Origin of the sequence: Actinomadura fulvescens (genome assembly GCF_039533225.1) — a bacterium.
Taxonomy (GTDB): domain Bacteria; phylum Actinomycetota; class Actinomycetes; order Streptosporangiales; family Streptosporangiaceae; genus Spirillospora; species Spirillospora fulvescens.
In genome coordinates this window covers 1,439,490-1,456,049 of the sequence record NZ_BAAATD010000001.1, presented here as the reverse complement: position 1 = coordinate 1,456,049, position 16,560 = coordinate 1,439,490, and the positions used below count along the sequence as shown (strand labels likewise).

Sequence of the window (16,560 nt, the reverse complement as noted above, 5' to 3'; positions counted from 1 at the left end):
ATTGCCCTTATGGGGACCAGACAGGGACCACACGCCCTACACACTCACGAACTCAGCCCATATAGACGCACTCAGCAAGTTCATTCGATATGAGCTGTGAGCTGCAAGGACCACCTCTCCCCCACCGTCCTGGGGGTCAAGGGGTCGTGGGTTCAAATCCCGCCGTCCCGACAGAGAAGTAGCAGGTCACAGGTCGGTCCTCCACTCCGGAGCACCGGCCTTTTGATCTTCTGTTAGCCGTTCGCTAGTGGACCAGACCGTCCACCGCCACCTTCAAACGGTTCACACAGCATCCAGACGGACGCCCAAGCGACACCACGGACCCGCAAGGTGTTCACTCGCAGAGCCGACTCAACGCATTCATGGAGCAGCCCTCGATCTGTGGCAACCTTCAGACGCCACCGGCCAACTCGAAGCCCTGTCGCTCGCCGCCTTGAGTTTGAAGACGCGAGAGAAGTCCACCCGGAGCGACGGATCAAGCTCCACCACGGCCAACCTGGGTGATCCACCGATTGCCCGCAATCTAGCCAACTGCGGATGTCAAGGGAAGTGATCATTTTCAAGATCGTTTGTCACCGGGATCTGGCGTGATCGGGTGGACATCTCTGTGATTCGATCACCCCGCTCGGCATCCCGAATTGGACACGTCTTCAGTGAGCTGATCCCATCCTCAGCTGGCCTGGTGGTGAAGGGTGAGAGCGGCTGAACGATGCGGTCAGGTGGCTGGGCGAGCACCGGGCGTTGCGCATAATGTGCCACTGTTTGAGCGGGGCGGCGCCGCGCTCGCCCAAGGCGCGGACCTTGGCGTGGTGCCGGTTGAACAGCTTCTTGCGTTTTCCCAGCTTGCGCCGCTTGTTGCACTTGTAGGGGGTGCCGATCGCACCGCCCACGCGCTCAGCCCGCCAACGATGCCGTGCGTGCGAGCTGCGCTCAGGTCGTGGGTAGCACCCGGCAACGCCGGTGACACCCAGATCAGCTCGCCGTACGGGTCGGTGAGGAACTGAATGTTCACACAGTGCTTGAAGCAGGTCAGGTGCCAGTTCGGCGAGCAGTTCCACCACCTCACTCACGTAGCGGTGCGCGGTCGCGGTCCCGACACCGAACGCTGCCGCCAGGCCCGCGAAGCTCTCGTTGCGGCGTAGGTACACCAGAACCAGCAGCGACCGGGCGGCAGCACGCGCCAGCGCGAACCGACCCCGAGTCGACGCCTGTGGACCAGGTCGGTCACTAACATGCGGGCCGAGCGGCACAGATCGAGGGCAGCGCGATAGAGCAGCATCTGAGCGCCTGATAGTCAAGGTCGTCGCAAACCCCGATCTACCAGGAGCTCCGTCGTTGTCGATCACGCCGCGCAGGCCGCAACCACCCTGTGGCCAGCAAGATCAAGGTGGAATCAGCCCACTGGTAGGTCCCGTCATTCGTGCAGATCGACGAGCTGGGGTGTTGGGCGGCCACCCGCAGCCGCCGGTCGACATGGTCGTGAGCATGTCCTCCATCTGGGACGGCTGGAGGCGTCGCGAACCTGGTCGATTGACCGATCCGACGGCGTGCACGCACATCTACGTTCGGCTGGTGATCGGCCTGTGGAAGGCCACGCCCGTTACCGCCACCGAAAGGGAGAATGCGATGACCCGCACCATGACTCGGTTGGTCGAGCACAACCGATCCCGGCTGCTGATCGGCCTGCTGGCCGCCATGGTGCTGGCCGGTTCGGCGCCCACCGCCCGGGCGGACCGCGACGCCACGGCGATCTCGCATCGGCCGACGGCACCCGGCCATCCCGAACCCGGCCCCGCCGGTGGCGACGCGCGGCTTGTGCATGACGCGTTGCGCGTGGTGTTCAGCGAGCGTCGAGTCGACCAGGTCGACCGATACTTCGCCGCCGACTTCGTGCAGTACAGCCCATACGCAACGCCTGGGGGACGGGAAGAACTCAAAGCGTGGTGGGCCGGAATCGTCCATTCGATCCCCGACGTCACCACGACGGTCACTGCAACCCGGGTGCAGGGCACCGACGTCGTCACCTTCCGAACCGTGCAGGGCACGATCATGCGTGACCTGCCGCAGTTCGGTATCAAGGGGTGCGGTCAGAGGGTGCAGGTGCGCATCGCCGACATCTTCCGGGTGCGCAGGCACAAGATCATCGCACATTGGGAAGTGGCCGACACCGGGCCGTTCGTCCTATTGGCCGGTCGGCCCTGCTGACCCGGCACATGACCGAAGCGGCGGGTGCCGCCAAGGAAGGAGCCCCTGAGATGAGTGCTCATCTCAGGGGCTCCTCTCAGGCAAAGCCGGTCCGCGACAGTTCACGTCCACGGAAGTGGTGTATGGGGCCCGTGTAGGCCTATGACCGGTTAACGTCGTGATGGGCGAGTCCCCGTGACGTGAGACGGCCACCTCGTGGTCCTTCGAGTCGACCAAGACCAGCGAAGGGGAAACGAAGTGGCCGTGCGGGACATTCTGCCGGTTGTCGCCGAAGAGTTCGAGGAGACCCTGACCTCGGCGTCGCCGGACCTGCTGCGGGAGGTGATCCGGCAGATGGCGCAGCCGATGATGGACGCCGAGATCGAGCAGGTCTGCGGGGCCGGCTATGGCGAGGTGAGCGAGGGCCGGGTGAACAGCCGCGACGGTATCGGCGGCGGGCCGGGACCATCGAGCCGGCCGTGCCGAGACTGCGGTCGGGGTCGTACTGCCCCGAGTGGCTGCTGGAGCGGCGGCGCCGGGCCGAGCGGGCGCTGGCGTCGGTGGTGGCCACGTCCACTCTGCTGGGGTCTCGACCCGGCGGGTGGAGAGGCCGGCCGAGCAGCTGGGCGTCACCCGGCTGTCCAAGTCGCAGGCCAGCGCGCTGGCCCGGGAACTGCATGAGATGGTCGCCGACTCCCGCAACCGGCCGCTGGACGCCTGGCCGTGCACGTTGATGTGCGTCGACGCCTTGACACAGAAGGTCCGCGAGGGCGGCCGCATCGTCAACGTGCACACGCTGATCGCCACCGGCGTCAACGCCGACGGGCACCGCGAGATCCTCGGCGTCGACGTCGTGCCCCCGAGGACGGTGCGGGCTGGCCGGCGTTCCTGCGCGCACTGGTCGCCCGCGGCATGTCCGGAGTGCGGCTGGTGAGCTGCGGACCGCCACGCCGGGGTGCGCGACGCGACGCCTCCACCCTGCCCGGCGCGTCCTGGCAGCGCTGCCGCACCCACTACCACCGCAACTTGATCACGCGCGTCCCCCGCTCGGCGCAGCCGTGGGTGTCCACGCTGGTGCGCACCATCTTCGAACAGCCCTCCGCCGAAGCGGTCCACACCCAGCACCGCCAGGTCGTCGACGCGCTGGAGGTCAAGTTCCCGGCCGCTGCCGCGCACCTGGACGACGCCCGCGACGACATCCCGGCCTTCGCCGCCTTCCCCAAGCAGGTCTGACACTGTTGGCGAATCCGCCGCTCACGCAGCGACCGCTGCTTGGCGCCGGTCGAGGCGATGGGTGCGCGTGGTGGCGAGCGGGTGCCGGTGAGCCAGGCGTCGATGCGGACGAGGTCGATGGCCACGGCGGTCAGGATGTGTTGCAGATGGGTCTTGGCCGACCCGAAATAGCGGGATCTGCGCAGGTGGAAGCCCCGGACGGGCCTGGGAGATCGTGCCTTCGATCCCTGAACGCAGTGCGTATTGCCATTTCCATGGCTCGGTGTGCTGGGCGGCCCTGGCCTGATGCAGGGCCTCGCGCACTTCTCGGGCGTGCAGGGTGAGCTGGCGGGGTTCGCGTTTGGCGCGGGTGCACCGGGAACGGCCCGGGCACGGTGTGGTGCGGCTGACGACCACGAATTCGGCTCCGGTGTAGCCAGAGTCGATCAGGTGAATGTCGGGCAGCAGGCCGCGCTCGGCCAGGTCGGCGTGAATGGTGGAGGTCAGGTCGTTGTCGGCGACGTGGGCGGCGGTCGTGGCGACGTTCACGATGACGTGTGGAAGCGTCAGGCTCACAGGTCTCGGTCAGCATGGATGCGGCCCCGCGAGATCTCCGTGGCACCGAAGCGATGCCGGCGGATCGGGTCCGGCGCCGCTTCACCAGGACGTTGGGCGCCGCCGCAGGTCCAGCGCCGGATCCGGCCGCCGGCGGTGGTCCGCCAGGGCGGTGACGCCGTCACGGTAGGTCGGATAGGCGGGCTTCCAGCCGAGTTCCCGTGCGGCCTTGGCGTTGGAAACCCGCATCGTCGTCTTGAGCATGGCGTGGAGGTACGGTATTGGGCGCAGCGCCCACAGCGGAACCTTCGGTGGCCGCGGAGTGCCGAACGCCTTGACCAGGTAACGGGTGTACTCCGAGACGCCTGCCGCCTCGTTGTCGACGATGTTGTACGCGGCGCCCGCGGGCGCGCGCTCGAGCGCGGCCACCGCGGCGGATGCGGCATCGGCCAGGTCGGTCCAGGGGACCACGCCGCCGTTCGCCACCGGCAGCCGGCGCTTGTTCAGCATGGTGACGAACGCGTCGGTCCCGCCCACGCCGAAACCCTCGCCGTAGAGGAAGCCGTAGCGCAGCGCGACTCCTTCGATCCCGTCGGCGGCGAAAGCCTGCTCCTCCTTGGACCGCATTCCCGCGATGATGGCCTCAAGCGCGCGGTTTCGCCCCGTCGGCCCGTACGGCGTGTCGTCCTCGGTGATCACATGGTCGCCCCAGTCGCCGAAGCCGTACCCCGGGACCATCGTCTCCACGACGAACCTGGTCGCGCCGGCCGCGCGGGCCGCCTTGAGCAGGTTGGCCGTCCCCTGCGTGCGCAGCGCGTTGGTGGCGTCCATATCGCGGTAACGCACCGGCGCCTTGCGCAGCGCCGTCGCGGCATGGATCACCGCGTCCAGGCCCGTTCCGTCCACCGCCGCCAGCAATGCCCGCTCGTCCAGCAGGTCCGCGGCCAGCCACCCGGCCCCAAGCTCACGTACGTGCCGGCCTCCGCCCGGGGTCCGGCCCAGGCCGACGACGTCGTGGCCGGCCGCCTTGAGCGCTTTGACCATGTGCCTTCCCAGCACTCCCGAGGCACCCGCTACAAGTACCCTCACATCCGCCTCCCGGCAGGTCATGTGGATCGTCCGCCGGGCATTGGCGCGGCGTCTCCATGAAGCTATGGCGCGGATCGCCCGTTCGGATCTGTCAAATGACCTGTTCAGGAATGCGACGTCGCGCCGCCGTCGCAGGATGGGCCGCGTGCGAGGTGTCCGAGGCGGTCCGGTGGGCGCCGGCCGGACGGTCAGGTCTCGGCCGCCGGTGTGCCGAGGTCGATCCGGGGGAGCTCGCGGCGTGAGGTGACGCCGAGCTTGGCGAAGGCGTTGCTGAGGTGGTAGCCGACCGTGCGCGGGCTCAGGAACAGGTGGGCGGCGATGTCCTTGTTGCTGCCGCCCGCCGCGGCCAGCCGGACCACCTGCAACTCCTGCGGGGTCAGGTGGCGGGCGGTGCTCGGGACGCGCCGGCGCGGGGTCTGGCCGGTGGCCCGCAGCTCGGCCGCGGCGCGATCGGCCCACGCCGTCACCCCGAGCCGCTCGAAAATCTCGTGGGCCTGCCTCAGGTGCAGGCGCGCCTTGGCCCGCCGGCGGGCCCGGCGCAGCCACTCCCCGTAGAGCAGCTCGGTCCGTGCCCGATCGAACATGCGGTCATGATGCCCGATCTCGTCGTGGCGGCGCAGCGCCGCGCTGTAGTGCTCGTCGGCTTCCTCGTCGCCGGTGGCCATCAGGGCACGGCACCGATGCCGTACCGCGTCCGCCCACGGCTGCCCGGTGTGGGCGGCCCAGCGCTCGAACCGGGCCAGCGGCTGAGCCGCGCGTTCCGGCTCGCCGGCGCGGACCGCCGCCTCGACCAGGTCGGGCACTAGATGGATGTCGGCGATGGGGAATCCGGAGGCCAGTCGCCCTACGGTGTCCAGCAGGAGGTCCAGGGCCTGCTCGGTTCGGCCCAGGGTCAGGTGGAGCTGGCCGAGCCTTCCGGGCTCGAACTCCACCACCGTCACGAATTTGCCGTCTCCGCCGAGCCGGACGGCCTCGGCGGCCAGCCGCCGGTAGTCCTCCTCGTGTCCGTGCACCGCGGCGACGTAGCTCAGCAGTGACGCGCACAGGCAGGCGACGTATTCCTGCCCGAGGTCAGTGGAGAGCCGCAGCCCCTCGGTGGCGTGCGCCCGGCTGGTGACCAGGCGTCCGGTGTGCGACTCGACCAGCGCGAGCGTCGCCAGCGTGAACGGCAACCGGGCCACCAGGCCCCGGCTCCGGCAGTGCTCCACCGCGGCGGTGGCCAGGGCGCGCCCGGCCGCGTCGTCACCGACCGCGATCGCCAGGTCGCCCAGCACGCCCACCCTTGACAGGTGCCGGGCCATCCCGGTGCGGGCCTCCCGGAGCAGGCCGTCGAGGCCCTCCCTGATCCGCGGCAGACCGGTGCCGAGACGGCCGGCGTAGAAGTCGCCGAATCCGAGGTAGGCCGTGACCAGCGGGCCGAGAGGATGACCCGCGGGAAGGCGCAGGCCGGCCCATCGCGCCGTCGCCTCGGCCACGTTCCGGGCGGAACAGGTGCTCTCCGCCGCCCATGTCGCATCGGCCAGGATCAAAACCGCGCGGTCGGGGTCGTGCCCGGCCAGTTGTCCGGCCGCCTCGAGCAACAGCGCGAGCGCGGTCATCCCCGAGCTGCGGGCCAGCTCGATCGTGCCGCGCAGCGCGGTGACCTCCGCCCTGCCCTGGACGTCGCCGACCAGCGGCTCGGCCTGGCGGACCAGCGCGGCGGCCCGGTCCAGCTGCCCGGCGTCGTACGCTTCGTGCCCGGCGGCGGCCAGCCGCCGGGCCCGGGACGAGGGAGCCGCCGACAGTTCCGCGGCCCGTTCGAACGCGGCGGACGCGGCGGCATGACCGCGACGCCGCCGTGCCTGCCCCGCCGAGCGCTCCAGGGCGACGGCGATGCTCTCGTCGGTTCCCAGCACCGAGGCGGCCCGATGCCATGCCTGCCGATCGGCCTGTCCCGCCGAGGCGTCCGCGAGGGCCCGGTGGGTGGCGAGCCGCTCGGTGAGCGGCGCTGCATGGTAGACCGCCGAGCGGACCAGCGGATGCCGGAACTGCAGCAGGCCGCCCTGGTCCAGCTGAATGAGGCCGGCCCGTTCCGCGGCGTCCAGCGCGCCCGGCCGCACGCCGAGCGACTGTGCGGCCCGGAGAACGAGCGCGGCGCTCCTGGTGTCGTCACTGGCCGCGACCAGCAACAACCGCTGCGTGCGCCGCGGTAGCCCGCGCACCTGATCGAGAAAGGCGCTCTGCACCCGCTCGGTCAGCGGCAGCGGCCCTGAAGAGCCCGGTTGCGCCGGACGCGACCCGGCCAGTTCCACGAGCGCCAGCGGGTTGCCGCCGGTCTCCTCGAACAGCCGGTCGCAGACGTCGGCGGGCAGGTCCGGTACGCGCGAGTGCAGCAGCGCGATCGAGGACGCCCGGTCCAGCCCGCCCACCCGCAGCTCCGGTACACCCGCCGGGGCATCCCGCCGGGAGGCGGCCAGGATCACCACGCCCTCGGCTTCAAGCCGCCTCGCCACGAAGGCCAGGGACTCCGCCGAGGCCTGGTCGAGCCAGTGCGCGTCGTCCAGCAGGCACAGCACCGGGCGATCCCCGGCCGCCTCGGCCAGCAGGCTCAATACGGCGACCGCGATGAGGAACCGGTCCTCGGCGCGACGCGCGGACAGCCCGAAGGCGGCGTTGAGCGCGTGGGCCTGCGGTTCCGGCAGCCGGCCCGCCAGGTCGAGCACTGGCCGTAGCAGCTGATGGAGTCCGGCGAAGGCCAGATCCATCTCGCTCTCCACGCCGGCACAGCGCAGCGCCCGCATGTCACCGGCGGCCTCGTACGCGAAATCCAGCAAGGCCGACTTCCCGACCCCCGGCTCACCATGCAGCACCAGGACGCCGCTGTGGCCGGAACGGCCTCCGGCGAGGAGACCCTCGATCGCGGCGCACTCGCCGTCCCGCCCGTACATGCTCACCGGTGGCGCCGGTCCGGCGCCATGATCGCTCGCTGTGTCACTGCCGCATACCGATCCCGTCACCGTGGAGAGCCGTTCGCACGTTCGGATGATGCTGGGTGTGGCGCCGTCGACGCACACGGAAGGGCTGGCGTAATCCGCGTCGATGAACTCGTACCTCAATGTCACCATTGATCCTTGGAGCATAACGTCGCCGGCTAAATGGCCCCGGGGAATCTCAGCCCGTCCCGGTCCTGCCATCGGCCCACCAGAAAGCGCGCATCGGCTATGACCGCAGTGCGCACCTGCGGCGACCGCTGAACCAGCCGCTGATTCTCAGGGATCGGCGATGACGGCCGTGAGCGGAGCTGGTTGTGGCACTTGGTCGCCGCGTCGATCAGGTGTCGCGCAGCGACCGCAGCATCAGCCCGGCGTGCACGGGATCGGAGGCCGTCAGGTCCCTACCGGGACTGGTGTGGACGCCGAAAGTGAAGGCCGTGCTGAGTATGACGCTCCGGCTGACATGAGCGATTGGACCAGCGACGTGGTCGCCGTCCAGGCTCGGGGCCACAAGCACGATCGCCAGCCCACACGCAACGAGCCGAACACCACCGAATCTCGAAGCCTGCGGATCAAGCCCCGATGTTCGACGAGTTCCTAGGCGTCTGCCTGCAGAAGGACGATTGAGTCGTTCACCGGTTGGGCGGTGAACAGATCGGTGCGGTGCGCCGAGCGGTGCGAGGCCGGGGATGCCGGTTGGGGCCGTAAGGCCAGAGGGCGCGGAGGAGAGCGATCAGGTCGAGGCCGGCCCAGTATTCGATCGTCTTAAAGACGACGTCAGCGTCGTAGCCCGGAGGCTGATTCCTTCACCAGTGATGGTCAGCCGGAAGGTGTTGGTCCCAACCACGCGAACATTGCCATTGCTCTCGCCTTCGCGGTCGGTGATCGTGCCGTCAGCGACGTAGCAGTAGGCGAAGTGGTTCTTGTACTTCTCGGCGCACTGATCGCGATCCTGGCCTGTGCGGCCACCGCGATCCTCCTGCTGGCCTCCAGCCCCGCGATCGCCGAGCCGGCACCGCCGCCCAGCATTGCCGCCACCCCCACTGACCACCTACATCCCGAGCCCAGCCCGCGGACGAAGGTGGTGAACGGGGAGCCCACCACGGTCACGGAGAACCCGTCCATCATCACGGGGTCCGCGTCGGCGGCGGCCCCCAGGGCCAGTCGTGCACCGCGTCCGTCGTGGGCAAACGCAAGATCCTCACCGCCGCGCACTGCATGATCGACGCTTTGCGCGCGGCCGGTCCCGCGCCCTCGGCGGCGAGGGCGCCGCTCTGCCGCAATGCGGCACGGTGCAGTGCGATCGGGGCGGTGACGCGGACCGTGTGGCCCTGGCCGCGGCGGATGGTCCGCCCGGCGCCGAGGGCCTGGCGGACGGCGTCGTCCCCGGCTGCGTTCAGGTGGTCGGCGAGCAGACCGGGGAGATCGAGCGTCACTGCTGGGCCCGGCGGCGTTGGAGCGTCGGCCGGTTCGCCCGCGGCCGGGAGTGTGTCGAGTCGGTCGGGCAGTCCGCGGGCGCGGGCGTTGTCCAGGATGCGACGGATGGTCTTGGGGGCGACGTGGTGTTGTCGGGCGAGGGCTTTGATCGCGGTGCCGCGCCGGTAGGCCTCCACGACCTCGGCGGCCAGGGCCGTCGTGCTGGAGCCCGACACGGGCCCAGGCGCTCTGGCATCGCCACCGCGGCGGGGCCTGTGGTCCCGCCGCGCAGGGGCGTGCGGCTGCTCAGCGGTGAACGCCACCAGCAGAGCGAGCATTCACCCGGCACCTGGGACAAGAACCCTCCCAGGTATACAGCTCCCAGATGTTCAAGTCGCGATCGAGCATGCGTTTCCACTGGTCCCATTCTCCCGCGACCGCGCCGCGCAGCCCTTCCTGGTTGCACTGCTGGCAGGTCTCGCGAAGCGCGGTCGGCGGCCAGTACGGACGGTCCAGGCGATAGCAGGGGTCCCCCGGGGCGGCGGGCACGCCGTGGGCTGCCGGTGAGCGGGGTGAAGGCGAACCGGCGGCGGTCACGCCGGTAATGGTCAGGGCGGCGGCAGCGGCGACGAGCGCAGTTCGCAGCGCACGTGAAAGCACGGTGTCTCCTGGGCGGTGGTCGATGGGCGGTGTCGGCAGCGTTCGTCGGGGGTCGTCTAGTTGAACTGCAGGCCGCCGTCCTGGGTGGCGGGCGGGGGCGGGCACGGCGGTGCCGGCGCCTGGGCAGACCCGATGACGCCGGCCAGCAAGATCCCGGCGATGATGAACGCCGCAGGCCTGCTGGAACGGGGCGGAAGGTGGGTCATAAGCGCCTCCGCTATGAGAGTCGCGGGCGTCTGGCTCGCGGACGTCGCGCCCGCGCGCCAAACTCCACGCGCTGGTGAGCCGCGCCGAAACCCAGCGGAACTAGCTCGGCCGCGGTGGGGCGGCGTGGACGGCGAATCGGATCGCCGTGCACGCCGACCCCGGTCTCAGCCGAAGGTGACGCTGTGCGGGGGGGCGGTGAAGGTCCGGCTCTGGCCGGGGCCCATCACCACGTTCATGGGCTCTTCGCAGGTGTGGTCGACGTACAGCGTCGCGGCGGTGTCGGTGCTGTTTCTGGCGTCGGTGGCGCCTTGCAGCAGCAGGCGGCACTCTCCGTTGTCGGGGTCTTCGATTTCCAGCGGGCCCGAGTCGGGCGAGGTGTAGAAGAAGGTGCCGGTCGCGGCCCGCGCACCCGGCCCGTGCGCGAAGGCCGCGGCCGCAGCGGTGGTTGCGTGTGCGGTGGTTGCGTGCCCGTCGACGCGCTGCCGTCCTGGTCGCTGACCGACGCCTGGCCGCGGTTGGGTGATCTGGTCCGGCTGGCCTGCGCCCCTCCTTACCGGCCGACCCCGGGCGCCGAGGGCACACCCGGGCCGCAGCTGCTCACCCGGCACGGCCGCCCGGTCGCTGCGCTCGTCGACGCCTATGTGCTGATCGGCCGGCCCGCGCCAGGCCAGCGGCTGGTCGCCGCCGACCTGCTCAACCAGGGCTGCACGCTCATCGCCCGGATGCAGCACGGTGAGCGGGGATCGATGACGCCCGACGGCGACGTGGGCACCCCGCCGACCCCTGACTTCCTGACCCGCCACGGCGGTGGACCGTGGTGGGCAGCTCCTGGCCCACAGCTCGGTGGAGGGCGGCTCCGAGCAGCTGCTGGAGGCGCTGCTGCGGTTGACCGGCATCACCTCCGACAACCGCCGCTGCGTCCAGGCCTACGTCCGCGACGTCGCGCACGACCTGCTCACCCGTGGTGACCGGCCACCGTCTACGCCGTCCCCTGACCCGCAGGCGCCGCCCGATCCCGACGACCCCTGGGCCAGCACTCCCCCACGCGACGGCGCCGCCTTCACCGACCAGCCCCCGTTTTGACCCGCGCACCGCACTGACGCCCGCCCTGCTCGCGTCACCGGAGGTGACCGATGGCCGGCACGAAGACTCCGTCGTCCGCGGCGTTGTCTGCATGGAAGCAGCTCAACGACCGGCAGCAAGGCACACTGGCGGTCATCTACGGGCTAAACCAGCAGGCGGAGGCCTCACGCCGGGCAGCCGGCGCCCGCGGCGAATACGACGCCCGGCCCGCCGCCGAGTGGCGGGCCATCGACTTCGCGCACGATCCTTCCGACCGCCGGCTGTTCGGCTGGACCCAGATGCAGCTGCGCTTGGCTGGTGAAGGCTGGGACAACCAGGGCAACGGGGCCGCGCTGGCCGACCGCGGATTGATCACCCTTGCGTCCAAGCCCACCACCTTCGGCAGCATGCGGACGGTCAGCCTGACCCGCAGGGGACGGGCCGCCGCCCGCGCAGGGGTGTCGCTGCGTCCCGGGCGCCGCCGCCCGGGCCGCGTTGTCGCGGCGGGCGTGGCAGGTGCTGGCGCTGCTGTGGAGCGCCGACCTGACCGGCAAGAAGCTGGAGTGGCGGTACTCCACCACCATCGAGCGGGTCCTCATCGACAAGCACGTCCCGCCTCTGGCCGCAGACGTCGGCAACGGCTACCAGATCACCGCCCGCCACGCGCTGTGGCAGCAGACCGCCCGCGGCGCGCCGACCTGACAGCCACCCACACCCGCGACCTCCACCAGCGCGCCGCCAAGGCCGCCCGCGCCGCCCTGGCCGCCTTCAACGCGGCCGTCACTAACACCGACCCGCTGACCGGTCTGCAGGCCCCGAGCCGCCGCTGTGGGCACCCCGTCAAGCGCCGCGGTCCCGCGCCCAAGGAGCGCCGCCGCAGCCGCTTCGCCCCCGCCGCCGCCACCCCAGACCCCGGCAGCGACCTGGCCCGGTTCCTCAGCAAGCACACCAGGGACGGCGCCCTGCTGCGACGCCTGCATCCACAGGGATCGTCCTCGATGAGTAGGCAGTCCGATGACCCGACCCGGCCGAACGTCGCGGCGGTGACCCGCCGCAGTGTCCGCGACCACAACTGCGACGCGCACGCCGTCGCGGACGGCGTCAGCCCGGCCAGCAGCACGCCCGACAGGTAGGTGCACAGCAGGGTCTGCTTGGAGTCGGCGACCGCGCTGGCCGATCCCAGCTCGCGGCCGGTGCGGCGCTGGGCGCTCGACGGCACCGGCATGACCGCCAGCCTCAGCGCGACCAGCACCAGCCCCGGCGTGGAGTGCTCGGCCTCGCCGCCGCTGACCAGGGCGCGCACCGAATCGACGCTGACGTAGGCGGCCAGCGCGAAGAACGACACCGCGATGATCCGCAGCGCCCGCTTCTCCCACCGCTAGACGACTGCGGGATCGCGGGCGGAGAACTGGTGGCAGCCAGCAGGTGCTTGGACACCGTCGACTGCGCCAAGCCCAGGTCGCGGGTCAAGTCCACCACCCGGGCCTCACCGCGGGCCAACCTCGCGCCGGCGGCGGCGCTGTTTCATTCGCTGGCCGACCCGGTGCGGTTGTCGATCGTGCAGTGTTGCACGCGCCTATGGGGTGGGCGGAGCTCATCGCGCTGCTGGGCCCCGCTGACCACCTGCGCTCGCAACCACTGAAACATAAGGCCCCCCATAGGGCCCTAGAGCCCTAGGACGTCACTCCGCAGGCCCCTAACGTCGTGGCCGACCGCAACCGACGACGCCGTGCATTCGGCGAAAAGGAACTCGCGATGACATCCAGGCTCACCAGCTCCGGCACGCTTGTGCTCACCGGCGCGGCCATGTCGGGCGCGCTGGCGCTCGCCGCCGGCCCGGCTTCGGCCGCCACGCACCCGGCCGCCCCGACGTCCGCAGCCGCCGACGGCTACGTCGGGCCCTGCTCGGGATACGCATTGTGCATCCACAACAAGAGGAGCGCGACGAGGCTCACGATCAAGGGCAAGAAGTACCTCGGCAAGCGGAACGGGATCAGCATCAGGAACTCTCGGAACGTCACCATCCGGGGCAACACCTTCAGAGGGTTCGCGGCGAACAACACCTACGCCGGAGTGCACGTACGGGGCAAATCCACGGGCATCATCATCGAGAACAACACCTTCCAGAACATCAAGAACACCAGCCCCCGGGACAACGGATGGGCGCACGGGGTGTACATAGTCGACAGCGATGGCACCAAGGTCATCGGCAACAACAAGTTCATCGGCATCGAGGGCGACCCCGTCCGCGTCCGCGACGGCAGCGACCGCACCATCGTCAGCGGTAACACCTTCAACGGCGCTGGCGCCCGGGCCCTGTTCAGCGACTGGCACAGCGGACGCGAGGCCTGCGGCAAGAACAACGTGTTCAAGAACAACAAGTACAAGGGGGTTCCCGGCAGGAGCGGGGCCGCCGGGTACAAGAGGGGCAGCACGGTCAGTCTGGTCTACACGTTCTTCTGCCCGCCGAGCATCAAGAACGGCGGAGGCAACCGCAAGTTCTGACCCCCAGGCGCCACTGCCCCCGGCGGGCAGACGCACCAGTTCCCAGGTCGCCCCACGGTCGGGGGCCCGGCTCGCCAGCATCGGCCACACCGTTCTCAAGGTCGACGATCCTACGTGCCGGCTCTTTCGTAGGGCCCGTACTTCATCGATCCGAACACCGTGCCGGGCCAATGCCCGTGCTGTCGTCAACCTCTCGACCCTGTTGCCTGGGACGCGGCGCGGTTGCGCGACGCATGACTCACGTCCCGCACAACCCATGAATACCTGTGAGGCAAGTACATCGAGCCTGCACTTGCCTCACGGCTGGGAGGCAGGCAAGACAGCGACGCCACCGGCCGTTCGCAATTCCGCTTCAAAGACGGATCTTGTTGATCCGCTTTGCGTCTCTTCGCCGCTCCGCCACATTTATGCTCATTCGGAAGTTCTCATCAGGATGGTGGCCGAGGAGGGCGGGTGCCGGTCGGAGGCGAGCCGAACCTCACCGGCGGCTACCGGGTGGTTCGCAGGCTCGGGCAGGGCGTGGTGTATCTCGCCGAGTCCCCCGAGGGAGCGCTGGTCGCGGTCAAGATCGCGTATGACCACGCCGACGAACAGGCCCGTGCGCGGTTCCTCCAGGAGGTGACCACCGCCCGGCGGGTCGCACCGTTCTGTACCGCACGTGTTTTGGAGGCAGGCGAAAACGCCGGCGTCTCATACATGGTGAGCGAGTACATCGACGGACCGTCGCTGCGGGAGCTGGTGGGACGAGACGGGCGCGTTCGGGGTGCGGGGCGCATCCGGGGTTCGCCTTCGCCGCCAACACGATCGTTCTGCTCCGGTGGGCGGGCCTGGACAGCCCGTTCACCAGCATGAAAGGTACGTGCGTGTACCTCAGCCGGCATGCTGCAATGATCGTCATGGCTGCGAGACTCCCGTCGATCAATGAATCCGGCCTTATGCTCGCGATGGAGCAGAACCTGGCCGAGCACGCCTGCCACCTGCACCGGAACCTGGAAAGCGCGTCCGTCACCGAGACCGGCGACCTGCTGATCGCTGACAGTGGACTGGGCGACGACACCTTCAACATCGTCGCGGCGGCCCGCTTCACCCCGGCCACCGCCCGGGCCCGCACCACGGAAACCGCCCGCGTCCTGGCCGCCACCGGCCGCCCCTTCTCCTGGTGGGTGGGCCCCGCCTCCACACCAGCCGACCTCGCCGAACACCTCAAGGCCGCCGGGCTCGAAGCCACGGAGACCGAGACGGGCATGTGGAAGGACCTTCGCGCGCCCCTCCCCGAGTCGCACGCCGACGGCCTGGACATCCGACTGGCGACCACCCCCACCCAACTCGCCGACTACGCCACGGTCCTGGCCGCGAACTGGGACCCGCCCGCCGCCACCGTGCGCCGGTTCTTCGCCGACACCGCCGCATGGGCGCTCGCCGCCGACTGCCCCGCCCGGTACCTGGTCGGCTACGTCGACGACCGTCCCGTCTGCTCGGCCGAGGTCTTCCTGTACGCGGGCGTCGCCGGGATCTACAACATCGCCACACTGGCCGCCGCCCGCCGCCGCGGCTACGGCGGCACCATCACCCTGGCCACCCTGCACACCGCCCGCGACGCGGGCTACGAAAGTGGCGCTGCCACCAGGACAAGACGACACCCACGCGTGGCTGGTCGCCGGCTACTTCAAGCGGACCCCGGCCGACGGCGTCAAGCCGTTCCTGAAGGCTTATCCGATCGTCATCTCGCTAGATGACCAGCACCACCATCGCGTACGCGGCCTGGTCAAAAGCTCCTTCAGCCCTGCCCGGGTGAAGGCCTATCGACCGATGATCGAAGCGCGCACCGCCGCCCTCCTCGACGACATGATCACCAAAGGCGAGGCCGAGACCGCCATGATGGAGATGACCGGCTACATGGCCGCGCTGCTGCCGGCCGCCGCGACGCCCATGAACGACCGCGTGACGACCTGCTCACGATGGTGGCCGTCAACGCTGAGGGCACCGGCGTGTCCGACCAGGAAGCCGGCTTGCTCGCCGCCAGCCTGGTCTCCGGCGGCTGGGAGAGTGCCGCGGGCGCCCTGGCGGCGTTCGCCTACCTGACGCTCACCACCATCCAGGACGGCACAAGCCTCTACGCCCGGCTGTGCGCCGAGCCCGCCCTGATCCCCACCGCCGTCGACGAACTTCTCCGGGTAGCCCCCAACAGCGTGTTCGGCGCGACTCAGCCACGGCGTGTAGCGCGTGACGTGCAACTCGGTGATGTTCTGGTCCGCGCCGGTGAGCTGCTCATCCCCAGCCCACACCTGGCCTTCGGAAGCGGCGCCCACATCTGCGTCGGCGCCCACCTGGCCCGCCTCGAACTCCAGATCGCCCTACAGCAGCTCACACAACGCCTTCCGAGCCTACGGCTCGCCACCGCACCCGAGAACCTGCGTGGGCGCTGGGACGCCAGCGTCATCCGCCGACCAGATACCCTTCCCGTCACCTGGAACTAGGACTATCCACGAGGTCGACGTGCGGAGCAGGCAGCCGCGCCTGCGAGCACCTGCTCCCAACGCCGACATGTGAACTGGCGGGTTACAACGAGCCAAGGTGGTCCAGCGCCAGGGAGCCGACCTCCACGTCGGTCCACCGTCGTCCCGCAGTTGCGCACGAACCTGCCGAACGCTCACCGGCACCCATGCGCATGTCGCGGCCCGAAGCCGGAATCTCTCGC

16 protein-coding genes and 4 pseudogenes are annotated in these 16,560 nt (G+C 70.0%); 11 read left to right on the top strand and 9 right to left on the bottom strand.

All coding sequences use genetic code 11. The features are described from left to right. Positions 1 to 650 precede the first annotated feature (650 nt). Positions 651 to 1,148 (bottom strand): helix-turn-helix domain-containing protein, encoded by a 498-nt coding sequence (locus tag ABD333_RS06720; protein WP_344538646.1) that lies wholly within the window; start codon positions 1,146 to 1,148, stop codon positions 651 to 653. Positions 1,149 to 1,485: 337 nt separating this feature from the next. Here ABD333_RS06720 and ABD333_RS06715 point away from each other — a divergent pair, with 337 nt between their 5' ends. Both ABD333_RS06715 and ABD333_RS06710 read left to right on the top strand, forming a co-directional pair. Next, positions 1,486 to 2,205: an ester cyclase gene (locus ABD333_RS06715; RefSeq protein WP_344538644.1), complete on the top strand. Its 720-nt coding sequence runs from the start codon at positions 1,486 to 1,488 to the stop codon at positions 2,203 to 2,205. Between the two features lie 243 nt (positions 2,206 to 2,448). Then, positions 2,449 to 3,414 (top strand): annotated as a pseudogene (locus ABD333_RS06710) (IS256 family transposase); the annotation flags it as partial. 24 nt (positions 3,415 to 3,438) lie between these two features. On the opposite strand, the gene ABD333_RS06705 reads toward ABD333_RS06710, so the two are convergent. From ABD333_RS06705 to ABD333_RS06695, 3 genes are all read right to left on the bottom strand, one after another. Beyond that, positions 3,439 to 3,945 (bottom strand): transposase, encoded by a 507-nt coding sequence (locus tag ABD333_RS06705; protein ID WP_344538642.1) that lies wholly within the window; start codon positions 3,943 to 3,945, stop codon positions 3,439 to 3,441. Positions 3,946 to 4,053: 108 nt separating this feature from the next. Next, positions 4,054 to 5,061: an NAD-dependent epimerase/dehydratase family protein gene (locus ABD333_RS06700; protein WP_344538640.1), complete on the bottom strand. Its 1,008-nt coding sequence runs from the start codon at positions 5,059 to 5,061 to the stop codon at positions 4,054 to 4,056. A gap of 167 nt (positions 5,062 to 5,228) precedes the next feature. Next, complete coding sequence (locus tag ABD333_RS06695; protein ID WP_344538639.1) at positions 5,229 to 8,144, bottom strand: ATP-binding protein; 2,916 nt, start codon at positions 8,142 to 8,144, stop codon at positions 5,229 to 5,231. Positions 8,145 to 9,188: 1,044 nt separating this feature from the next. Here ABD333_RS06695 and ABD333_RS47460 point away from each other — a divergent pair. Then, positions 9,189 to 9,617, top strand: a pseudogene (locus ABD333_RS47460) (hypothetical protein); the annotation flags it as partial. On the opposite strand, the pseudogene ABD333_RS47455 reads toward ABD333_RS47460, so the two are convergent. The 4 genes and pseudogenes from ABD333_RS47455 to ABD333_RS06675 form a co-directional block, all read right to left on the bottom strand. After that, positions 9,548 to 9,766: pseudogene (locus tag ABD333_RS47455) on the bottom strand (hypothetical protein); the annotation flags it as partial. The pseudogenes ABD333_RS47460 and ABD333_RS47455 overlap by 70 nt on opposite strands. Continuing rightward, positions 9,735 to 10,088 (bottom strand): hypothetical protein, encoded by a 354-nt coding sequence (locus ABD333_RS06685; RefSeq protein WP_344538636.1) that lies wholly within the window; start codon positions 10,086 to 10,088, stop codon positions 9,735 to 9,737. The gene ABD333_RS06685 and the pseudogene ABD333_RS47455, both read right to left, overlap by 32 nt. Positions 10,089 to 10,144: 56 nt before the next feature. Continuing rightward, positions 10,145 to 10,294, bottom strand: coding sequence for a hypothetical protein (locus ABD333_RS06680; protein WP_344538634.1), 150 nt, complete (start codon positions 10,292 to 10,294; stop codon positions 10,145 to 10,147). A 165-nt stretch (positions 10,295 to 10,459) separates the two neighbouring features. After that, entirely contained in the window at positions 10,460 to 11,098 is a 639-nt protein-coding gene (locus ABD333_RS06675) for a hypothetical protein (RefSeq protein ID WP_344538633.1), read from the bottom strand. A 4-nt stretch (positions 11,099 to 11,102) separates the two neighbouring features. On the opposite strand from ABD333_RS06675, the gene ABD333_RS06670 reads away from it, so the two are divergent. From ABD333_RS06670 to ABD333_RS47450, 4 genes are all read left to right on the top strand, one after another. Then, complete coding sequence (locus ABD333_RS06670; protein ID WP_344538631.1) at positions 11,103 to 11,378, top strand: hypothetical protein; 276 nt, start codon at positions 11,103 to 11,105, stop codon at positions 11,376 to 11,378. 495 nt (positions 11,379 to 11,873) lie between these two features. Next, positions 11,874 to 12,059 carry a hypothetical protein gene (locus tag ABD333_RS06665; protein WP_344538630.1) on the top strand — a complete coding sequence of 62 codons (186 nt, stop codon included), beginning with the start codon at positions 11,874 to 11,876 and terminating at the stop codon, positions 12,057 to 12,059. Then, positions 12,026 to 12,490, top strand: coding sequence for a hypothetical protein (locus tag ABD333_RS06660; protein ID WP_344538628.1), 465 nt, complete (start codon positions 12,026 to 12,028; stop codon positions 12,488 to 12,490). Before ABD333_RS06665 ends, ABD333_RS06660 begins: the two co-directional genes overlap by 34 nt. An 18-nt stretch (positions 12,491 to 12,508) precedes the next feature. Then, entirely contained in the window at positions 12,509 to 12,679 is a 171-nt protein-coding gene (locus tag ABD333_RS47450) for a hypothetical protein (protein WP_410556606.1), read from the top strand. A 100-nt stretch (positions 12,680 to 12,779) separates the two neighbouring features. Here ABD333_RS47450 and ABD333_RS06650 read toward each other — a convergent pair. Next, positions 12,780 to 12,857 (bottom strand): annotated as a pseudogene (locus ABD333_RS06650) (ArsR family transcriptional regulator); the annotation flags it as partial. 255 nt (positions 12,858 to 13,112) lie between these two features. Between ABD333_RS06650 and ABD333_RS06645 the strand changes: the two are divergent. From ABD333_RS06645 to ABD333_RS06630, 4 genes are all read left to right on the top strand, one after another. Further along, the gene (locus ABD333_RS06645) at positions 13,113 to 13,862 is read left to right on the top strand and encodes a right-handed parallel beta-helix repeat-containing protein (RefSeq protein ID WP_344538626.1); all 750 of its coding nucleotides are present in this window, start codon (positions 13,113 to 13,115) and stop codon (positions 13,860 to 13,862) included. Positions 13,863 to 14,315: 453 nt separating this feature from the next. Next, positions 14,316 to 14,714: a hypothetical protein gene (locus tag ABD333_RS06640; protein ID WP_344538624.1), complete on the top strand. Its 399-nt coding sequence runs from the start codon at positions 14,316 to 14,318 to the stop codon at positions 14,712 to 14,714. 44 nt (positions 14,715 to 14,758) lie between these two features. Then, positions 14,759 to 15,598, top strand: a complete 840-nt coding sequence (locus ABD333_RS06635) for a GNAT family N-acetyltransferase (protein ID WP_344538622.1) — start codon at positions 14,759 to 14,761, stop codon at positions 15,596 to 15,598. Between the two features lie 252 nt (positions 15,599 to 15,850). Beyond that, positions 15,851 to 16,339, top strand: coding sequence for a cytochrome P450 (locus tag ABD333_RS06630; protein WP_344538620.1), 489 nt, complete (start codon positions 15,851 to 15,853; stop codon positions 16,337 to 16,339). Positions 16,340 to 16,560 lie beyond the last annotated feature (221 nt).